Raw genomic sequence first — 17824 nt, 5'->3', positions numbered from 1 at the left:
ATGGTTCAGGCACGCACGATCCGCCTCTGGTCCCGCATTCACACCTGGACCTCGCTGGTGTGCATGCTGTTCCTGCTGATGCTGTGCGTGACGGGGCTCCCGCTGGTCTTTCACGACGAGATCGACGAGCTGCTCGAGGATGAGATCGCGGCGCCCGCCATGCCCGAAGGAACGCCGCGTCTCTCGCTCGACCGGATGATCGCGGCGGCTGAGGCGCGCTTTCCCGGTCAGTACGTCCTGCTTCTCAATCTGAAGCAGTCCGACCCCCTGGTCACGATCGCGGTATCTCCGACGGCGGTCCCGGCGCCGGGCAACTTCCATCGCCTGACTCTCGATGTGCGGACCGCCGAGGTGCTCGGGGAGGAGGCCCCCCATCAGGACGTCATGGACATTGTGCTCCGGATTCACAAGGACATGTTCGCGGGCCTGCCCGGCGAATTGTTTCTCGGGGCGATGGGTCTCGTGTTCGCCGCGTCGATCATATCCGGTGTCGTGGTCTATTGGCCGTTCATGCGCCGGCTGGATTTCGGCACGATCCGCCGGCGGTCGTCGCGCCGCCTCAAATGGCTCGACACCCATAATCTCCTCGGCATCGTCACCGTGACCTGGACGATGGCGGTGGGCCTCACCGGCATGATCAACACGCTGGCGACGCCGCTGTTCGACCTGTGGCGGGCGCAGCTCATTCCCGTATTGCTGGCGCCTCATCTGGGCAAGCCCGTGGCTCCGATACCTTCGGTTCAGGCGGCCGTCGAGCTCGTCCGCGCGAGATTTCCGGATCGCCTGGTCACCTCGGTGACGATGCCGACCTCGGCGCGCTTCGGCAGCCCGCAGCATCTCGTCGTCTGGACCAAGGGCGCCACGCCCTTCACGGCGCGCATGCTTCAGCCGATGCTGGTCGACGCCAGTGACGGCAAGACGATCGTTGCGCCCGAGGTGCCGTGGTATCTGAAGACGCTTCAGGTCTCGCGCCCGCTGCATTTCGGCGACTATGGCGGGCTTCCGCTGAAGATCGTCTGGGCGGTTCTTGACGTGATCACGATCATCGTCCTCGTCAGTGGAATCTATCTCTGGGCGGCAAGGAGAAGATCGTCGGTCGGCCGCAGGCCGCTCGGCGCAGGCCGGACCGCAGCAGTCGGCGTCTAATCCCATGCCCCCGTCCGTTTCCAGGGTAGACGTTCCGAACCGGGCCCGGCACCACAGAACTGCCTGGAATGTGTTCCGAACGCCGCTCCTCGTCGGCTTGATCTGCGCCGTGGGGCTCGGTCTGGCGCTCGTTGGAGATGGGATCTGGGATGGCCTGTCGTGGCTGGCACTTTCGTCGCCAATCGCGCTTGCCGCCTTCTTCTGGCGGCGCGCAGGTCGCGTGCGCTGACGGCGCGGTCGAACGGGCTACTAAAGGTGGTGCTCTTCCTGGCCGCTTTCGACATCGTGACGTTCGTCCTTGCCCCCCAGCATCCGGTGCAGCCAGCGCTCGATGCGGCGGCCGATTGTGAGCAGCACGAAAGCCAGCGCCAGAGCGACGGCGACGATCTTCCATTGCCCGGTGCCGCAGACGATGCCGAGGCAGGCGGCCAGGAAGGTGCAGGCGGCACTGGTCAGGCCACGCACCCGAAAACGCTCGCTCTCGTGGACGATGACGCCGGCACCGAGGAAGCCGATGCCGGTGAGGATGCCCTGGATGATGCGGCTCGCCGCGTCGGTGATCTTGCCGGGCTCGGCGAACTGGGCGCCGAGGAGCACGACGGTCGCTGTGGAGAGCCCGACGATGCCGAGCGTCTTCAGCCCGATCGGCTTGCCTTGCAGGTCGCGGTTGAGGCCGATCGCGCTGCCGGCGAGCGTAGCTGTGCCGAGGCGCAGCAGGATTTCGGGCCAATCGAGCTCGGTCATGTCTTGCCCGTCACGTCTTCGGCAGTCGTCCCAGCAGGTAGAATTCCTCGTTTGGGCGCATGCCGGTGAAATTCGCGAGCCGGTTCGACAGCGCAAAGAAGGCGGCGATCGCGGCGATGTCCCAGATGTCGTCGTCGCTGAAGCCGTGCGGCGCGAGCGCGGCGAAGTCGTCGTCGGAAATCCGCTGCGCGTCAGTCGAGACCTTCATGGCGAAGTCGAGCATTGCCTTCTGCCGCGGCGTGATATCGGCCTTGCGGTAGTTCACCGCGACCTGGTCGGCGATGTGTGGGTTCTTGGCGCGGATGCGCAGGATCGCGCCATGCGCGATCACGCAATACTGGCACTGGTTCGCCGCCGAGGTCGCCACCACGATCATCTCGCGCTCGGCCTTGGTGAGGCCGCCGTCCTTTTCCATCAGCGCGTCGTGATAGGCAAAGAAGGCGCGGAACTCGTCGGGTCGATAGGCCAGCGTCAAAAACACGTTCGGCACGAAGCCGCTCTTCTCCTGCACGGCGAGAAGCCGCGTGCGGATGTCGTCGGGCAGCGTGTCGAGGGCGGGGGCGGGGAAGCGTTGTGCGGCGGTTCTTGTCATGGGCGTGGGTTCCGGCTTGGGCCGGCAACCATAGTCGATGCGGATGAGGCGCTCCAGAGGCGTCGCAAGGTCTCGTGCCCCGGACGCGGCGCAGCGCCTCTTCGGCGGTGCGCTGCTGAGCCGGGGCCCAGGTTTGCTTGATGGCGGTGATCGCGGCGTGGGTCCCGGCTCTGCGCAGCAGCGTTTCACGCTGCGGCGCGTCCGGGACACGGGAGATGTGCTACCGCAGCGGCTTCTTCAAAAGCGAGAAACGGTCCGGATCGAGGCCCATCGACGGTTGCAGCATCGGGGCTTCGACGCTGGACATCATCTTCGCCGGCGGGGCCGAGAACACCGGATCGTTCGGCACGTCGCGCTGCGATGTGGCGCCGCGCCAGCGCTCCAGCACGGCGCCGACGAAGTGCATGTCGTGACCGGAGGTGACCGACGGTACGCTGGAGATGGTGGCTTCGCCACGCGGCAATTGGTGCGGCGGCACCTCCTTGAAACGCAGCCGCGTCGGCAGAGCGACGCCTTCGCCGAAGGCCAGCACCTCGCGGGTGCCCAGCGAGGGCACGAAGGAGAGCAGGTTCGCGGCGGCGTCCGACACTGCAGCGCGCAGCAGCGCCTGGTCGCGGTCGTTGGCAAGGCGCATCGTGAACAGCGTGTTGCACTGGGAGATGATGGTGGCGTCGAGCTCGGCGGGGCGCTGAGTGATGAGGCCGAGATAGACGCCGTATTTGCGACCCTCCTTGGCGATGCGCGACACCGCCTTGCGGGTCGGGCCGAAGCCGATGTTGCGGTCGGCGGAGGCATAGCGATGCGCTTCCTCGCAGACGAACAGCAGCGGCGAGACGCCGTCGCTCCACAGGCCGAAATCGAAGGCCATGCGGCACAGCACCGACACGACGGAATCGATGACTTCGGCCGGGAAGCCGGCGAGCTGCATCACTGTCATCGGCTTGCCGTTGGCGGGCAGGCGGAACAGATGGCTGATCACCTCGGCCATGGTGTCGCCGCCGACATTGGCGTTGTCGAACATGAAGGCGTAGCGCGGGTCGTTGCGCACGGCCTCGATGCGCGAGATCAGCTTGTGATAGATGATCCGCGAGGAACGGTTCTCGAGCTTGCCCATGCGCTCGTCGATCAGCGACAACAGGTCGACCAGGCGATAGGGCACCGGCGTGTCGACCGTGTAGCCGATCTGCTTGGGATCGATGCGCTTGAGGCCGATGCGGTCAGCGTTCTGGTACTGGGTGTAGACGCCCTTGGCGAGCGGAATCACCTCGGCGAGGATGTCGAGCTCCTCCGGCACGCCGGCGCGGCCGCCGAACAGCACGTCGACGATTTCCTCGAAGTTGAACAGCCAGAACGGCAGCTTCAGGTTCCGCGGATTGAGCACCAGCGCGCGGTCGCCGAAGCAGCGGCCATATTCGTTGTGCACGTCGAGCAGGAAGATGCGCAGGTTCGGACGCGCCTTCAGGATCTCGTTGAGCAGGAGCGAGACGCCGGTCGACTTACCGACGCCGGTCGACCCCAGCACCGCAAAGTGCTTGGACAGCATTTCCTCGACGTCGACATAGGCGACGACGGAGCGGTCCTGCTGAAGGAAGCCGACATTGATCTGGTCCGACCCGGTCGGCGCATAGATCGTGCGCAGCTCTTGGCTGGTGATCAGGTCGACGGCATCGCCGATGGTGGGATAGTTGGTGACGCCGCGCTGGAATTTGGCCTTGTCCGCGGCATTGAGGATCTCGCCAAGCAAGTCCACCGAGGCGATGGCGATGTAGTTGTCGGCGCTCGACAGATTCTCGCAGGAGACCTCGGTGATCATCGCAACGATGACCGAGCTGGCACAGCGAATGCTGACGAAACGGCCGACGGTCGCCCGAACCTCCGATATCGGCATTTGGCTCGCCGCCAAAAGCCCGACCCGGGCGAGCGACCCGCGAACCGAAATCACGCGTCCAAAGGATGTCACGATTGATGAACCTGGCAAGAGCAAGGGATTTGCCCTGACTATGCGCGGCCGTCGCTGCACAAACGGTTAAACGCTGGATGCGCCCGCTCCGTTAAATCCGCGACAATTCGGCCAATAGGTTTGTTCCTGATGCATACTTGCGGGGTGAAATCGACGGAAAAGGCTGCTTTTCCAGGCCAATGGATCGGGTGCGGCCTTAAAGGAAGATTTTACCATTCGGGCAGGCTCCCGTTCGTTCGGCGCACCCACCGGTCCGGCCGGGCCGCCATTTGCAGCGGGCGTTGACGGTTGATTTGTTGACTGGACCTAATCATTTGTACATTAGTACAAATTGAGTCATTTGCCACCGGCGTCGTGTCGGGTCGCCGCGTCGTCGCTCTGCGTCCAATCGCGCCGTCCGATACGGCGGAGCGCGCCACGTCCCTGGAGGAAATTCATGCAGCCCGAACCAATCCTCGATCTCGCCCATCTCGGCCACATGGAGCTCTTGACGCCCAGGCCGGACGAGAGCCTGAAGTTCTTCGTCGACGTGATGGGCATGACCGTCAGCGGACAGAAGGACGAGTCGGTCTACCTGCGCGGCTGGGACGACTATGAGCGCTATTCGCTCAAGCTCACGGCGTCGAAGACATCGGGCATGGGCCATATGGCGCTGCGCGCGCGCAGCCAGCAGGCGCTGGAACGTCGGGTCGCGGCGCTGAAGGGCTCCGGTTTCGACATCGGCTGGATCGACGGCGACATGGGGCAGGGGCCGACCTTCCGCTGCCGCGACCCTGACGGCCACATCGTAGAGCTCTATTACGAGACCGAATGGTATCAGGCGCCGCCGGAGCTGAGGCCAGCGCTGAAGAACCAGGCGCAGCGCTTTCCCGCGCGCGGCGTCAATGTCCGCCGGCTCGACCATCTCAACTGCCTTGCCGTCGACATCAAGGCCAACCGCGAGTTCTTCGAGACCTATCTCGGCTGCCGTCTCACCGAGCAGATCGTGCTCAATGATGGCCGTGAGGCTGCGATGTGGTTGACGATGTCGAACAAGAGCTACGACTTCGCCTATTCGCTCGATCATTCAGGCGTGCCGGGCCGCTTCCATCACGTCACCTACGCGCTCGACAGCCGCGAGGAGATTCTGCGCGCTGCCGACATCTTCCTGGAGAACGGTGTGCATATCGAGACCGGCCCGCACAAGCACGCGATCCAGCAGACCTTCTTCCTCTATGTCTACGAGCCCGGCGGCAACCGCGTCGAGGTCGCCAATGCCGGCGCGCGCCTCATCCTCGCGCCCGACTGGAAGCCGATCGTGTGGACCGAGGAGGAGCGCAAGAAAGGCCAGGCGTGGGGACTGAAGACGATCGAGTCCTTCCACACCCACGGCACGCCGCCGGTGGAGGTGAAGAAGCACGGCTAATTGGCGGATGCGCGCACCCTTGCGATGGTCTCGCGCACGCCGGTCCATGCCGGCTGGTCGGGTGCGAACTGCCGGCGCAGGAAGGTGACGAGCTCTTCGACCTGCGCGTCGCTCATGCTGTTCCTGAAGGCCGGCATGTAGCCGAGGTCGCTCGAGACGGGCTCGGCGATGCCGTGCAGGATGATTTGCACGAGATTGTCCGCCGTTCTGCTGTGGAGGTTAGTGTTGAGCGCGAGCGAGGGCCTGGTGCCGAACAGCGGCAGGCCACCGACCTCGTGGCAGACCGCGCAGGCGCCTTGATAGAGCCGCGCGCCGGTGGAGGAGGCGACGGTGACTTGCGTTGCGTTCTCTAGTTTTGTCGCGAGCGCATCTTGCGCCTGTCGGTCAGTCGCGGCGTCGTTGAACGAGTTGAGATAGACCGCCATCGCACGAATGTCCTCATCGGGCAGCGCTTTGATATCCCTGACGATCGGGGCCATCGGGCCGGCGGCGACGCCGTGATAGCGCGAATGACCGGTGCGCAAATAGGCGTAGAGCTCGTCCTCGCTCCACGGGATCGGCGCGTGCGAGAGCGAAGTCAGCGGCGGCGCTTCCCAGCCTTCGGCGAAGCCGCCGGCGAGATAGGCGTTGCGCTGCTCGGCGCCCAGCGCGTTGCGCGGCGAATGGCAGGCGCTGCAATGACCGAGGCTCTCGACTAGATAAGCGCCGCGATTCCAAAGCTCGGACTTGGCGGGATCTGGCTTGAACTCGCTCGCCCCGTGGAACAGGGCGTTCCAGCCCGCGAGCAGCGGGCGCAGATTGAACGGGAAGGCGAGCGTGTTGGCGGGCGCCGTCATGCGCACCGCGGGCTGGGCCATCAGATAAGCGTAGAGCGCCTGCATGTCGGCGTCGCTGGTCCGCGCAAAATGCGTGTAGGGGAAGGCGGGGTAGAGTTGCCGCCCATCGCGATGCAGCCCGTCGCGCATGGCGCGCTCGAAGGCGGGATAGGACCAGGCGCCGATGCCGGTGTCGACGTCGGGCGTGATGTTGGTCGCGTAGATCGTGCCGAATGGCGTCTGAAGCGCGCGGCCGCCGGCGTTGAGCGCGCCGCCGGCCGAGGTGTGGCATTCCGCGCAATTGCCGAGCGCGGCGAGCTGCTGGCCGCGGGCGATCGTCGCTGCGGAATAGACCGATGCATCGGGCCGCGCGATCGGGGCAATTGCACGGCCTGGAAGAAGCGCCGTCCCGATGCCGATCGCGGCTGTGCAGACGGCTGCGATTGCCGCGAAGATGCCGGTGCGTTTGGCGAACGGATTTTCCCAGATGCGAGACGGAGGCGGGGCTGCGGGTGCGGGCAGGGACTGCGGCACGGACGATGTTTCACCGTGTAGCCCCTTGAGGATTCGTTCGGGCGTGAACGGCGGCTCGCGAAAGCGCACGCCGGTGGCATCGAAGATGGCGTTCGCAATCGCCGCTGCGCTCGGGACCGAGGCGGACTCGCCGACGCCGAGCGGCGGCTGGTCCTGCCGCGGCAGCATCAGCACGTCGATCTTGGGCACGTCGGGAAAGGGGATGATCGGATAGGCGCCCCATTCGCGCGCTGCCACTGCGCCGCGCTCGAACGAGACCTCCTCCATCAGCGCGCGGCTGGTGGACTGGATGACGTTGCCGTGGATCTGGTGGCGCACGCCGTCAGGGTTGATCATCAACCCGGAATCCTGTCCCGCCACGACGCGCGTCACGCTGACGTCGCCGGTCGTCTTGTTCACCGCGACGTCGGCGACCCAGGCCGACCACGCCGCGCCATAGCCGGGAAACTTGCTGTGAACATAGAGCGCGTAGGCAAAGCCGCGCCCATGCACGATCTCGCCGTCCTTCTCCTCGCGTACCGGCCGCGGCGTCCAGCCTGCGCGCTCGGCGACCGCATTGACGAGATCGATTGCGCGCTGATCCTTGAGATAGCGAAGGCGATATTCGATGGGGTCAACGCCGGCTTCGGTTGCAGCCTCGTCGATATAGGATTCATGCGCAAAGGTGTTCGGTAGCGCCGAGACGCCGCGGAACCAGGAGGCGCGCACGATCGGCGCCATGTCGTGGGCGATGACGCGCATGTGGTCGTAATCATAGGGCGGGATCGCGGTGCGGTCGCCCATCTGGAGCACCGCGGGATCGGGCGCGATGCGACCGGTCAGCAGCAGCGCGAGCGTCGGAGCTGCGTTCGAGGGATAGCGCGTGGCGAGATCGTAACCTGCGATGCCGCCGTTGGCATCGAGCCCGCCATTGACGTCGATGAGCTGCGCGGTGCCTTTGGGCTCCCAGGCGTGCTCCTGCTCGCGCGTCAATTGCACGCGGACGGGCCGGCCGACGGCGCGCGACAGCAGCAGCGCGTCGGCGGTGACGTCGTCGGCGCAGTTGCGGCCGTAGCAGCCGGCAGCCTCCAGCCGGATCACCTCGATCTCGCTCTCGGGGCGCTCGATCAGCAGCGCCAGATCACTACGCAGCACATGCGGGTTCTGCGTGCCCGACCAGACGCGGATATTGTCGTCGCTATAATCGGCAACCGCGCAGGACGGTCCGATCGAGGCGTGCATCTGATACGGCCAGACGTAGGTGCGCTGCATCGGCTTGGCCGCGCCCGATATCGCCTTGTCGACCTCGCCCTTGTCGATCAGCGTGCGCGGGGTCGACGGATTGGCGCGCAGCGCGGTCTCGACATCGGCGAGGTCGGTCAGTGTGGGCGTCGGCTTCCAGCTCAGCTTGAGCTGTTCTGCGGCGCGGACCGCATTCTCCTCCCGCTCGGCAACGATTCCGACGAAATCGCCGATGCGCACCACGGCGATGATACCGGGGATGTCGCGCACCGAGGATTCATCGACAGCGATCAGGCTGGTACCGACGAACGGGCCGGCATCGACGCCGGCATAGGGCGGGCGCACCACGCGGCCGTGAAGCATGCCGGATACTCGGACGTCGTGCACGAAGGTCAGCTCGCCCGTGGCCTTGGCCGGCAGGTCGACACGCGGGACGGAGTGGCCGACGATGGCGTAATCGCCGACGGGCTTCACAGTGACCTCATCGGCAAGCTCGAGACGAATCGTCTCGCCGCCGATCAGCTCGCCATAGCTGACGCTGCGGTTGTCGTGCCCGCGGACAAGGCCATCTTCGATCCGCAACTCCGTGACCGGTAGCTCCAGCCGTTCGGCGGCGCGCGCGATCAAGAAGTGTCTCGCCTGTGCTGCGGCCTTGCGCAAGGGCACGGCGGTGATCTGGATGGTTTCGCTGGCGATGGTCGCGCCCTGGTTCGGCACCACAGCCGTGTCGCCGAGCACGACGACGACGCGCGCAAAGGAGACGTCGAGCTCTTCGGCGACGATCTGGCCGAGCGCAGTGCGGATGCCGGTGCCGAGATCGACATGGCCGTTATAGGCCGTGACCGAACCATCCGCGGTGATGCGGACGAAGGTCTCGGATGTAACCTCGTCCACGCTGCGGGCGACGACGAGCGCACCTGATGGCCGCTCAGCTCCGTTCGAAACAGGGGAGGCCATCAATCTGCGGCCTCGGTGATCTGTCCCGATGCGCGCATCACCGCGCGGAGGATCTCGACATGCGTACCGCAGCGGCAAAGATTGTAGCGCAGCGCCGCCAGCGCCTCCTGCTCGGTCGGCCGCGGATTGATCGCGAGCAACGCCTTGGCGGTCATGATCATGCCGTTGAGGCAGTAGCCGCATTGCGCGGCCTGCTCGTCGATGAAGGCCTGCTGCACGACGTCGGGCTTGTCGCGGGTGCCGAGGCCTTCGAGCGTCACGATGTCGCGGCCGGCGCAGCCGCTCACCGGAATCACACAGGAGCGCGCCGCCGCGCCATCGATCAGGACAGTACAGGTGCCGCATTCACCGAGGCCGCAACCATATTTCGGACCATTGAGCGCGAGGTCGTTGCGCAGCACGTAGAGCAGCGGCGTCTCGCGCTCTGCTGCGACCTCGTGGATCCTGCCGTTCACGGTGAGGCGGATCGGTGTCTGCGTCATCCTCGTTCCCAAGTCCGCGTAAAATTCGGTGCCGCGACGATACCGTTTGTACACAAACGTGCAAGCCGTGCATGCCGCACTGCAGCGCGATTGCCTTCTTTGTGGACAGAGCCGATAGGCAAATGAGGTTTTATGCGGCAGCGGCATCTTTTGCGCTGCACCGCCGCTTGACAGCCCCAGGGGACCGCGCGCAACATCGTTCGTATACGAATGATAACAATGTCCGCCGGCTCCGACATGGTGACTGAAACGACGAGCGCCGTCACTGACAAGATCCGCTGCGATGCTTGTCCGGTGATGTGCTACATCAAGCCGGGCGCGGCGGGCGCCTGTGACCGCTATGCCAACCATGACGGCAAGCTGGTCCGCGTCGATCCGCATGTGATCCTGGAGCGCACCGTCTCGCATGGCGGCAAGCTCGTTCCGTTCAGCCGCACGGAAGACTGGGACGGCAAGATCGTCCACGAACCTTCAACTTTTGTGACGGCGATCGGCGCGGGCACGACCTATCCCGACTATAAGCCGGCGCCGTTCATCGTTTCCGCAGAGGTCGACGGCGTCGACATGGTGACTGTGGTCACCGAGGGCATCTTCTCCTATTGCGGCATCAAGGTGAAGATCGACACCGACCGCTATCTCGGCCCGGAGACCGCGACCGTGCGCGCGCAAGGCGAGGCGGTCGGCCACGTGACCACCAGCGAATACGGCTCGCAGATGCTGTCGCTCGGCGGCGTGCATCATCTCACTGGCGGCTCCAAGAAGGAGGGCCGCGTCACTTGCGATACGCTGATGGACCTCGCCAATTGCAAGGCGGTCGAGTTCACCATCGACGGCGGAGCGACCGTGGTGGTGCAGGCCGGCCAGCCGCCGATCGTCAACGGCGTGAAAGAAGAGCGCATGCGCGTCGGCTGCGGCTCGGCAACGATCGGCATGTTCGCCAAGCAATGGCACGGCAAGGTCGACGAGGTCGTCGTCGTCGACGACCACATCACCGGCGTGCTCTCGGAGCACCAGGCCGGCAAGCTGCTCGACATCGCCGACACCGGTATCAAGATGAAGGGGCGGCGCTCGACGCCCGGCCGCTATTTCCAGGTGGCCGATCCCGGCACGGGCTGGGGCGGCACTGACATCTCCGATCCCTTGTCGATCCTCGGGCCGTTCGATGCCAAGGAAGCAAAGCCCGGTCTGACCATGCTGATGGTCTCCACCACCGGTGAGCATTCGTCGTATTATGTGCTCGACGAGGCCTTGAAGCCGATCGAAACCGAGATGCCGGTTGACTTGAAGTTCTCGGTCGAGCGGATCCAGGAAAACTGCGAGCCGGCGCTGTGCACCGTGCTGTTCATGGCCGGCGCCGGCGGCTCGCTGCGCGCCGGCGTCACCGACAACCCGGTGCGGCTGACGCGTTCGGTGAAGGACGCGCTGACCCGCGTCACCAGCGGCGGCGCGCCGGTTTACGTCTGGCCGGGCGGCGGTATCACCTACATGGTCGATGTGACGCAGATGCCTTCGGGCGCGTTCGGCTATGTGCCGACACCGGCCCTGGTCGCGCCGATCGAGTTCACGATGAAGCTGTCCGACTATGCCGCGCTCGGCGGACACATGGATTATGTGAAGCCGCTCGCGGAGGTCCAGAACGGGGACGATGTCCGCCAGCTGCCCTGGCACAACCCGATTCCGGGGCGCCGGACATGATGAGGCGCCCGCAAATCGCATTGCTGTCTGATGGCCGGCGGCTGCATTTGCAGGATGGACCGATTGATCTGATCGTGGAGGCGAGGGGGCGCGCGGACGCGGTTCGGGCGGCCTATGAGGCGGGGGCGCTGCGGTTCACCGGATTACTCGACGAGCTTTGCGCGGAGCTGCCGGAATTGCGCTCCGCCGCCGAGGGGCGGACGTCGCTGAAGGGCGTTGTGGCGCGGCGGATGCACGCCGCGGTGGCGCCCTATGCCGCCGACTGCTTCATCACGCCGATGGCGGCCGTTGCCGGCAGCGTGGCGGAGGAGATTCTGGGCGCAATGCTGGGCGCTGCGACGCTGGATCGGGCTTACGTCAACAACGGTGGCGACATCGCGCTTCATCTCGGCGCCGGTGAGCATTTTTCGGTCGGCTTGATGGATCGGCCCGACCGCGACGGCGTGATGCGGACGATGAGGATCGATGCGGATGACCCGGCGCGGGGCATCGCGACCAGCGGCCGGCACGGCCGCAGCTTCTCGCTCGGTATTGCCGACGCGGTGACGGTGCTCGCGGCGACCGCATCGCAGGCCGATGCGGCCGCGACGGTGATCGCCAATGCCGTCGATCTGCCCGGGCATCCCGCCGTCATCCGCAAACCTGCAAACGAGCTTCAGCCCGACAGCGATCTGGGTGCACGCCTCGTGACCTGCGATGTCGGCGAGCTGTCTCACGATGAGATCGCGGCAGCGCTGGAATCTGGCGCGGAATGTGCACGGCATTTATTCGATCGCGGATTGATCGAGGGTGCCGTGTTGCAGCTTTGTGGTGATATGCTTGTCATCGGACCGAAAGATATAGAAGAGCAACGAGCGCGCCCGTCTATGCTGGAGAACGCGGTAGGTGCCTGAACAGGGAAGCGAAACATGAGCGCGATCATCCGCAAGATCGTCACCGTCGTCGAAGAGACGCAGATGGAGATGGGCCGGCAGGTGTCGCCGCCGACGCGGCGTGCGGCTGCGATCGCCGTCATCGAGAATCCGTTTGCCGGAAAATATGTCGAGGATCTTTCGCCGCTGATCGCGATCGGCGAGGAGCTCGGCGAGCTGCTGTCAAAGCGCGCGGTGGCCGCGCTCGGCATCGATGGCGCCAAGGCGCAGAGCTACGGCAAGGCCGCGGCTGTCGGCGAGAACGGCGAGCTGGAGCATGCCGCCGCCATCCTCCACCCCAAGATGGGCGCGCCGGTGCGCAAAGTTCTGGGCAAGGGGGCTGCTCTGATCCCCTCGTCGAAGAAGCGCAGCGGTCCGGGCACGACGCTGGACATCCCGCTGGGGCACAAGGATGCAGCCTTCGTCCGCAGCCATTTCGACGGCATGGAGGTACAGATCAACGACGCGCCGCGCGCCAACGAGATCATGGTTGCGGTCGCCGTCACCGACAGCGGCCGTCCGCTGCCGCGCGTCGGGGGACTGACGGTTGCGGAGATCAAGGGCGAAGACGGTCTCCGATAGAAATACAAGCGAGTTCAAAACTGGAGGTTGGGATGCGAGCAAGAAATTACTTCGTCGGCGCGGCCTTCGCGCTTCTGGCGGGCGGCATGGCTCATTCGGCCCTGGCGCAGGACATCAAGATCGGCGAGATCAACAGCTATTCGCTGCTGCCGGCCTTCACCGAGCCCTATCGCAAGGGCTGGCAGCTCGCGGTCGAGGAAATCAACGCGGCCGGCGGCATCAACGGCAAGAAGCTGGTCGTCGTCTCCAAGGACGACGGCGGCAAGCCGGCCGATGCGCAGACCGCGGCCAACGAACTGGTGTCGAGCGAGGGCGTCGCGATGCTCGCGGGCACGTTCCTGTCGAACATTGGTCTTGCGGTCTCGGACTTCGCCAACCAGAAGAAGGTGTTCTTCCTCGCGGCCGAGCCGCTGACGGACGCCATCACCTGGTCGAAGGGCAACAGGTACACCTTCCGCCTGCGTCCTTCCAACTACATGCAGGCGGCGATGCTGGTGGAGGCGGCCAGCAAGCTGCCGGCGAAACGCTGGGCGACGATCGCGCCGAATTATGAATACGGCCAGTCGGCGGTCGCGGTGTTCAAGAAGCTGATGTCGGAGAAGCGCCCGGACATCCAGTGGGTGGACGAGCAATGGCCGCCGCAGGGCAAGATCGACGCCGGCCCGGTGGTGCAGGCGGTTGCCGCGGCCAACCCGGAAGCGATCCTCAACGTCACGTTCGGTGCCGACCTCGTCAAGCTCGTGCGTGAGGGCAACACCCGCGGCCTGTTCAAGGGGCGCGAAGTCGTTTCGTTCCTGACCGGCGAGCCGGAATATCTCGATCCGCTCAAGGACGAGACGCCTGAGGGTTGGATCGTCACCGGTTATCCCTGGTACTCGATCAAGACGCCCGAGCATGATGCGTTCCTGAAAGCCTACCAGGCCAAGTACAACGACTATCCGCGCCTCGGCTCGATCGTCGGCTATCAGACCATCAAGGCGGCAGCCGCCATTCTCGCGAAGGCCGGCTCGACCGATCCGGAGAAACTGATTGCCGCGGCGGAAGGCCTGTCGATGCCGTCGCCGTTCGGCGAGATCACCTTCCGCAAGATCGATCATCAGTCGACGCTCGGTGCTTTTGTCGGCAAGACCGCGCTGAAGGACGGCAAGGGCGTGATGGTGGATTCGTCCTACAAGAAGGGCGCGGATTATCTGCCCAGCGATGCCGAAGTCGCGAAGTTGCGTCCGAAGGATTGAGGGCTCGCTGCCGTAGGGTGGGTTAGCCCAGCGGACTGCGCGGAGCGCAGACCGCTCGGCGTAACCCACCACTTTCGGAGCCATACGAGAAGAGATGGTGGGTTACGCTGCGCTAACCCACCCTACGATTTCACCTAACCCGGACCGCCGATGGCCTTTTACGTCGTACAGTTTCTGACCGGTCTCGCCAGCGCAGCGTCGCTGTTCCTGGTGGCCTCGGGCCTGTCGATCATCTTCGGCGTGACGCGGATCGTGAATTTCGCGCATGGCGCCTTTTACATGATCGGCGCTTATATCGCCTTCACGCTCACCGAGCGCCTCGCCGGCGCCTTCGGCTTCTGGGGCGGCATCGTCCTGGCCGCGCTCGCGGTGGCGCTGATAGGCGTCATCGTCGAGATGGTGCTGCTGCGCCGCATCTATCATGCGCCGGAATTGTTTCAGCTGCTCGCAACCTTCGGCCTGACCTTGATGGTCGAGGATCTCGTGGTGCTGATCTGGGGGCCCGACGACCTCGTCGGCCGCCGCGCGCCGGGGTTCAAGGGCGCCATCGACTTCTTCGGCCAGAACATCCCGAGCTATGACCTGTTCCTGATCGTGCTCGGCCCGGTCGTGCTCGGCATTCTCTGGTTGCTGTTCCAGCGCACGCGCTGGGGCGTGCTGGTGCGCGCGGCGACGCAGGACCGCGACATGGTTGCCGCGCTCGGCGTCAATCAAAAGTGGCTGTTTACCTCCGTGTTTGCGGTCGGCGTCTTTCTCGCAGCCCTCGGCGGCGCCCTTCAGATCCCGCGTGACGCCGTGCACCACGCGATGGATCTGCGCATCATCGTCGAGGTCTTCGTCGTCGTCGTGATCGGCGGCCTCGGCAGCATCGTCGGCGCCTTCGTCGCGGCGGTGCTGGTTTCCGAACTCAATGCCTTCGGCATCCTGATCTTTCCGAAGATCTCCATCATCCTGGTCTTCCTGGTCATGGCCGCGGTGCTGATCGTCCGACCCTGGGGCCTGTTTGGTAAGCCGGAGGCGGCCGCGCGCAAGACGCCGGGTCTCACCGTCAATCCCTGGCGGCCGCTGACGTCGAATGAGCGGCTGGCCTCGCTCGCCGCGCTCGTCATCGCGGCGATGCTGCCGCTGTTCGCCGGCAACTACGCGCTGACCGTCGCCTCGGAGATCGCGATCTTCGTGATCTTCGCCGTCAGCCTGCACTTCCTGATGGCGGTCGGCGGACTCGCGTCGTTCGGTCACGCCGCCTACTTCGGGCTCGGCGCCTATGGCATCGCCTTCCTCGCCAAGATGGCGGGGCTGCCGATGATCGTTTGTCTGCTGCTCGGCCCGCTGCTCGGCTGCATGGGCGCCGCGGTGTTCGGCTTCTTCGCGGTGCAGCTCTCCGGTGTCTATTTCGCGATGCTGACGCTCGCTTTCGCTCAAATCGTCTGGTCGATCGCGTTCCAGTGGGTGAACGTGACAGGCGGCGACAACGGCATTCTGGGCCTCTGGCCGTCGAACTGGGCGGCGAGCCCGTCGCATTTCTACTGGCTCGCGCTCGGTGTCGCGGCGCTCGTCACGATCGCGCTGCGGGCCATGGTGTTCTCGCCGTTCGGCTACGCGCTGCGTGCCACGCGCGACTCGCTTCTGCGCAGCGAGGCGATCGGCATCGATGCCAAGCGCATCCAGTGGACCGCTTTCGTGATTGCAGGCACGACCGCCGGCATCGGCGGTGCGCTGTTCGCCTACCTCAAGGGCAGCGTGTTCCCCGACAATCTCGGTATCTCGCTGTCCGTCGACGCGCTGGTCATGGTGCTGCTCGGCGGCGTCGAGACGGTGTCGGGCGCGGTGATCGGTGCCATCGTCTACAAGGCTTTGAACATCTGGCTGGTCAGCCAGACCGATCTGTCGAAGCTGGTGCTCGGTGGCTTCATCATGCTGATCGTCGTTGTCTTCCCCAAGGGCATCGTCGGCATGCTGGAAATGCTGGCGCAGCGCCGCAGGAAGTCATCGCCGCCGGGATCCCCCTTGCTTGCCAAGCCGATCGAGTCCGCCGAATGAGCGTCGCACCCCCACTTCTCGCGGTCGAAGGCCTGACCAAATCCTATGGCGGCATCCATGCCGTGCGCGGTGTCTCGTTCGCGCTGCAGGCCGGCGAGATCCTGGCGCTGATCGGACCGAACGGCGCGGGAAAAAGCACCTGTTTCGACATGCTCAACGGCCAGAACAAGCCTGATACGGGGCACGTCCGCCTGCTCGGCGAAGAGATCACAGGCAGGAAGCCGCGTGAGGTCTGGCGGCTCGGTGTCGGGCGCACGTTTCAGATCACCGCGACCTTCGCCACGATGACCGTGCGCGAGAACGTGCAGGTCGCGTTGATCTCGCACCGGAAGCAGCTGTTCAACCTGTTCGGCTCGGCGCCCAAGTTCGACCGCGGCGAGGCTGGCCGACTGCTTGAGCTGGTCGGCATGAGCGGTTACGCGGACCGTCCCTGCGGCGAGCTTGCCTATGGCGACCTCAAGCGGCTCGAGCTTGCGGTCGCGCTCGCCAACGAGCCAAAACTGCTCCTGATGGACGAGCCGACGGCCGGCATGGCACCGCGCGAGCGCGTCGAATTGATGCGGCTGACCGCGAGCATTGCCCGGGAAAAATCCATCGGCGTGCTCTTCACCGAGCATGACATGGACGTCGTGTTCGAGCATGCCGACCGCATCATCGTGCTCAACCGTGGCACGCTGATCGCGGAGGGCTCGCCGGCCGAGGTGCGCGGCAATCCGCAGGTGCAGGCGGTCTATCTCGGCGAGGGCCTGGTCTACGATGCCCGCCATCGCGAGGGAGCATCGGCATGAAGCTCGCCGTGCAAGACCTCAACAGCCACTACGGTCCGGCCCATATCCTGTTCGACATCGGCTTCGAGGTCGGCGAGGGCGAGGTGGTGGCGCTGCTGGGGCGCAACGGCGCCGGCAAGTCGACGACGTTCCGCTCGATCGTCGGCCTCGTCGCGCAGCGCTCCGGCCGGATCATGTTCGAAGGCAAGGACGTCTCGGCGAAGCCGACCCACGAGATCGTGCGCGAGGGCCTCGGCTACGTGCCGGAGGAGCGGCGCATCTTCACTGACTTGACCGTCGAGGAAAACCTCGAAGTCGGCCGCCAGCCGAAGCGCCCGAACGCGCCGCACTGGACGCGCGAAAAACTGTTCGCGCTGTTTCCGAATCTAGGCGAGATGAAGAACCGCCCGGGCGGCCGCATGAGCGGCGGCGAGCAGCAGATGCTGACGATCGCGCGCACGTTGATGGGCAATCCGTCGTTGGTGCTGCTGGACGAGCCGTCGGAAGGCCTGTCGCCGAAGATCGTGGAGCAGATGGTCGACGCCATTCTGACCATGAAGAAGGAAGGCGTCAGCATCGTCGTCTCCGAGCAGAATTTGCATTTCGCGCGGCTGATTTCGGATCGCGCCTACATCATCGAGCGCGGCCGCATCTGTTTCGGCGGCACCATGGCCGAGCTCGACGCGCGTCCGGACATCCGCGACGCGCATCTGTCGTTGTGAGGCAAGGTGAAGGGCT

Annotated in this window: 15 protein-coding genes; 10 read left to right on the top strand and 5 right to left on the bottom strand. The window is 65.2% G+C overall.

Annotated features, from left to right (window positions below):
* Positions 1-1146 (top strand): PepSY-associated TM helix domain-containing protein, encoded by a 1146-nt coding sequence (locus tag ACVIIV_RS29385; RefSeq protein ID WP_456747273.1) that lies wholly within the window; start codon positions 1-3, stop codon positions 1144-1146.
* A 249-nt stretch (positions 1147-1395) separates the two neighbouring features.
* Here the strand turns inward: ACVIIV_RS29385 and ACVIIV_RS29380 are convergent, their stop codons facing one another.
* The 3 genes from ACVIIV_RS29380 to ACVIIV_RS29370 all read right to left on the bottom strand — a co-directional run bounded on the left by ACVIIV_RS29380 (position 1396) and on the right by ACVIIV_RS29370 (position 4295).
* The gene (locus tag ACVIIV_RS29380) at positions 1396-1890 is read right to left on the bottom strand and encodes an MgtC/SapB family protein (RefSeq protein ID WP_456747272.1); all 495 of its coding nucleotides are present in this window, start codon (positions 1888-1890) and stop codon (positions 1396-1398) included.
* A gap of 10 nt (positions 1891-1900) precedes the next feature.
* Positions 1901-2482: a peroxidase-related enzyme gene (locus ACVIIV_RS29375; RefSeq protein ID WP_456747271.1), complete on the bottom strand. Its 582-nt coding sequence runs from the start codon at positions 2480-2482 to the stop codon at positions 1901-1903.
* 220 nt (positions 2483-2702) lie between these two features.
* Positions 2703-4295, bottom strand: a complete 1593-nt coding sequence (locus tag ACVIIV_RS29370; RefSeq protein ID WP_456747270.1) for an ATP-binding protein — start codon at positions 4293-4295, stop codon at positions 2703-2705.
* On the opposite strand from ACVIIV_RS29370, the gene ACVIIV_RS29365 reads away from it, so the two are divergent.
* Positions 4288-4512, top strand: a complete 225-nt coding sequence (locus ACVIIV_RS29365) for a hypothetical protein (protein ID WP_456747269.1) — start codon at positions 4288-4290, stop codon at positions 4510-4512. The two genes, ACVIIV_RS29370 and ACVIIV_RS29365, sit on opposite strands and share 8 nt — an antisense overlap.
* A 366-nt stretch (positions 4513-4878) precedes the next feature.
* Complete coding sequence (locus ACVIIV_RS29360; RefSeq protein ID WP_456747268.1) at positions 4879-5847, top strand: catechol 2,3-dioxygenase; 969 nt, start codon at positions 4879-4881, stop codon at positions 5845-5847.
* On the opposite strand, the gene ACVIIV_RS29355 is transcribed toward ACVIIV_RS29360, so the two are convergent.
* Together ACVIIV_RS29355 and ACVIIV_RS29350 are read right to left on the bottom strand one after the other, a co-directional pair.
* Positions 5844-9374, bottom strand: a complete 3531-nt coding sequence (locus ACVIIV_RS29355) for a molybdopterin cofactor-binding domain-containing protein (RefSeq protein ID WP_456747267.1) — start codon at positions 9372-9374, stop codon at positions 5844-5846. The genes ACVIIV_RS29360 and ACVIIV_RS29355 overlap by 4 nt on opposite strands.
* On the bottom strand, positions 9374-9856 hold the full coding sequence (locus tag ACVIIV_RS29350) for a (2Fe-2S)-binding protein (protein WP_456747266.1): 483 nt from the start codon (positions 9854-9856) through the stop codon (positions 9374-9376). The genes ACVIIV_RS29355 and ACVIIV_RS29350 overlap by 1 nt, the downstream gene beginning before the upstream one ends.
* Positions 9857-10093: 237 nt before the next feature.
* On the opposite strand from ACVIIV_RS29350, the gene ACVIIV_RS29345 reads away from it, so the two are divergent.
* The 7 genes from ACVIIV_RS29345 (at position 10094) to ACVIIV_RS29315 (ending at position 17808) form a co-directional block, all read left to right on the top strand.
* Positions 10094-11551 carry a 6-hydroxynicotinate reductase gene (locus ACVIIV_RS29345; RefSeq protein ID WP_456748859.1) on the top strand — a complete coding sequence of 486 codons (1458 nt, stop codon included), beginning with the start codon at positions 10094-10096 and terminating at the stop codon, positions 11549-11551.
* Positions 11548-12444 carry a UPF0280 family protein gene (locus tag ACVIIV_RS29340; protein WP_456747265.1) on the top strand — a complete coding sequence of 299 codons (897 nt, stop codon included), beginning with the start codon at positions 11548-11550 and terminating at the stop codon, positions 12442-12444. The genes ACVIIV_RS29345 and ACVIIV_RS29340 overlap by 4 nt, the downstream gene beginning before the upstream one ends.
* A gap of 15 nt (positions 12445-12459) precedes the next feature.
* The gene (locus tag ACVIIV_RS29335) at positions 12460-13044 is read left to right on the top strand and encodes an amino acid synthesis family protein (RefSeq protein WP_024338309.1); all 585 of its coding nucleotides are present in this window, start codon (positions 12460-12462) and stop codon (positions 13042-13044) included.
* A 32-nt stretch (positions 13045-13076) separates the two neighbouring features.
* The gene (locus ACVIIV_RS29330; protein ID WP_456747264.1) at positions 13077-14279 is read left to right on the top strand and encodes an ABC transporter substrate-binding protein; all 1203 of its coding nucleotides are present in this window, start codon (positions 13077-13079) and stop codon (positions 14277-14279) included.
* A gap of 150 nt (positions 14280-14429) precedes the next feature.
* A complete protein-coding gene (locus ACVIIV_RS29325) occupies positions 14430-16319 on the top strand; it encodes an ABC transporter permease (protein WP_456747263.1) in 1890 nt (629 codons plus the stop codon).
* Positions 16316-17107, top strand: coding sequence for an ABC transporter ATP-binding protein (locus tag ACVIIV_RS29320; protein WP_456747262.1), 792 nt, complete (start codon positions 16316-16318; stop codon positions 17105-17107). The genes ACVIIV_RS29325 and ACVIIV_RS29320 overlap by 4 nt, the downstream gene beginning before the upstream one ends.
* Entirely contained in the window at positions 17104-17808 is a 705-nt protein-coding gene (locus ACVIIV_RS29315) for an ABC transporter ATP-binding protein (RefSeq protein ID WP_456747261.1), read from the top strand. The genes ACVIIV_RS29320 and ACVIIV_RS29315 overlap by 4 nt, the downstream gene beginning before the upstream one ends.
* Positions 17809-17824: the final 16 nt, after the last annotated feature.

Source organism: Bradyrhizobium sp. USDA 4354 (genome assembly GCF_054060315.1).
The sequence above is the reverse complement of the archived record's forward strand: the minus strand, read 5'-3'. Positions and strand labels throughout refer to the sequence as shown.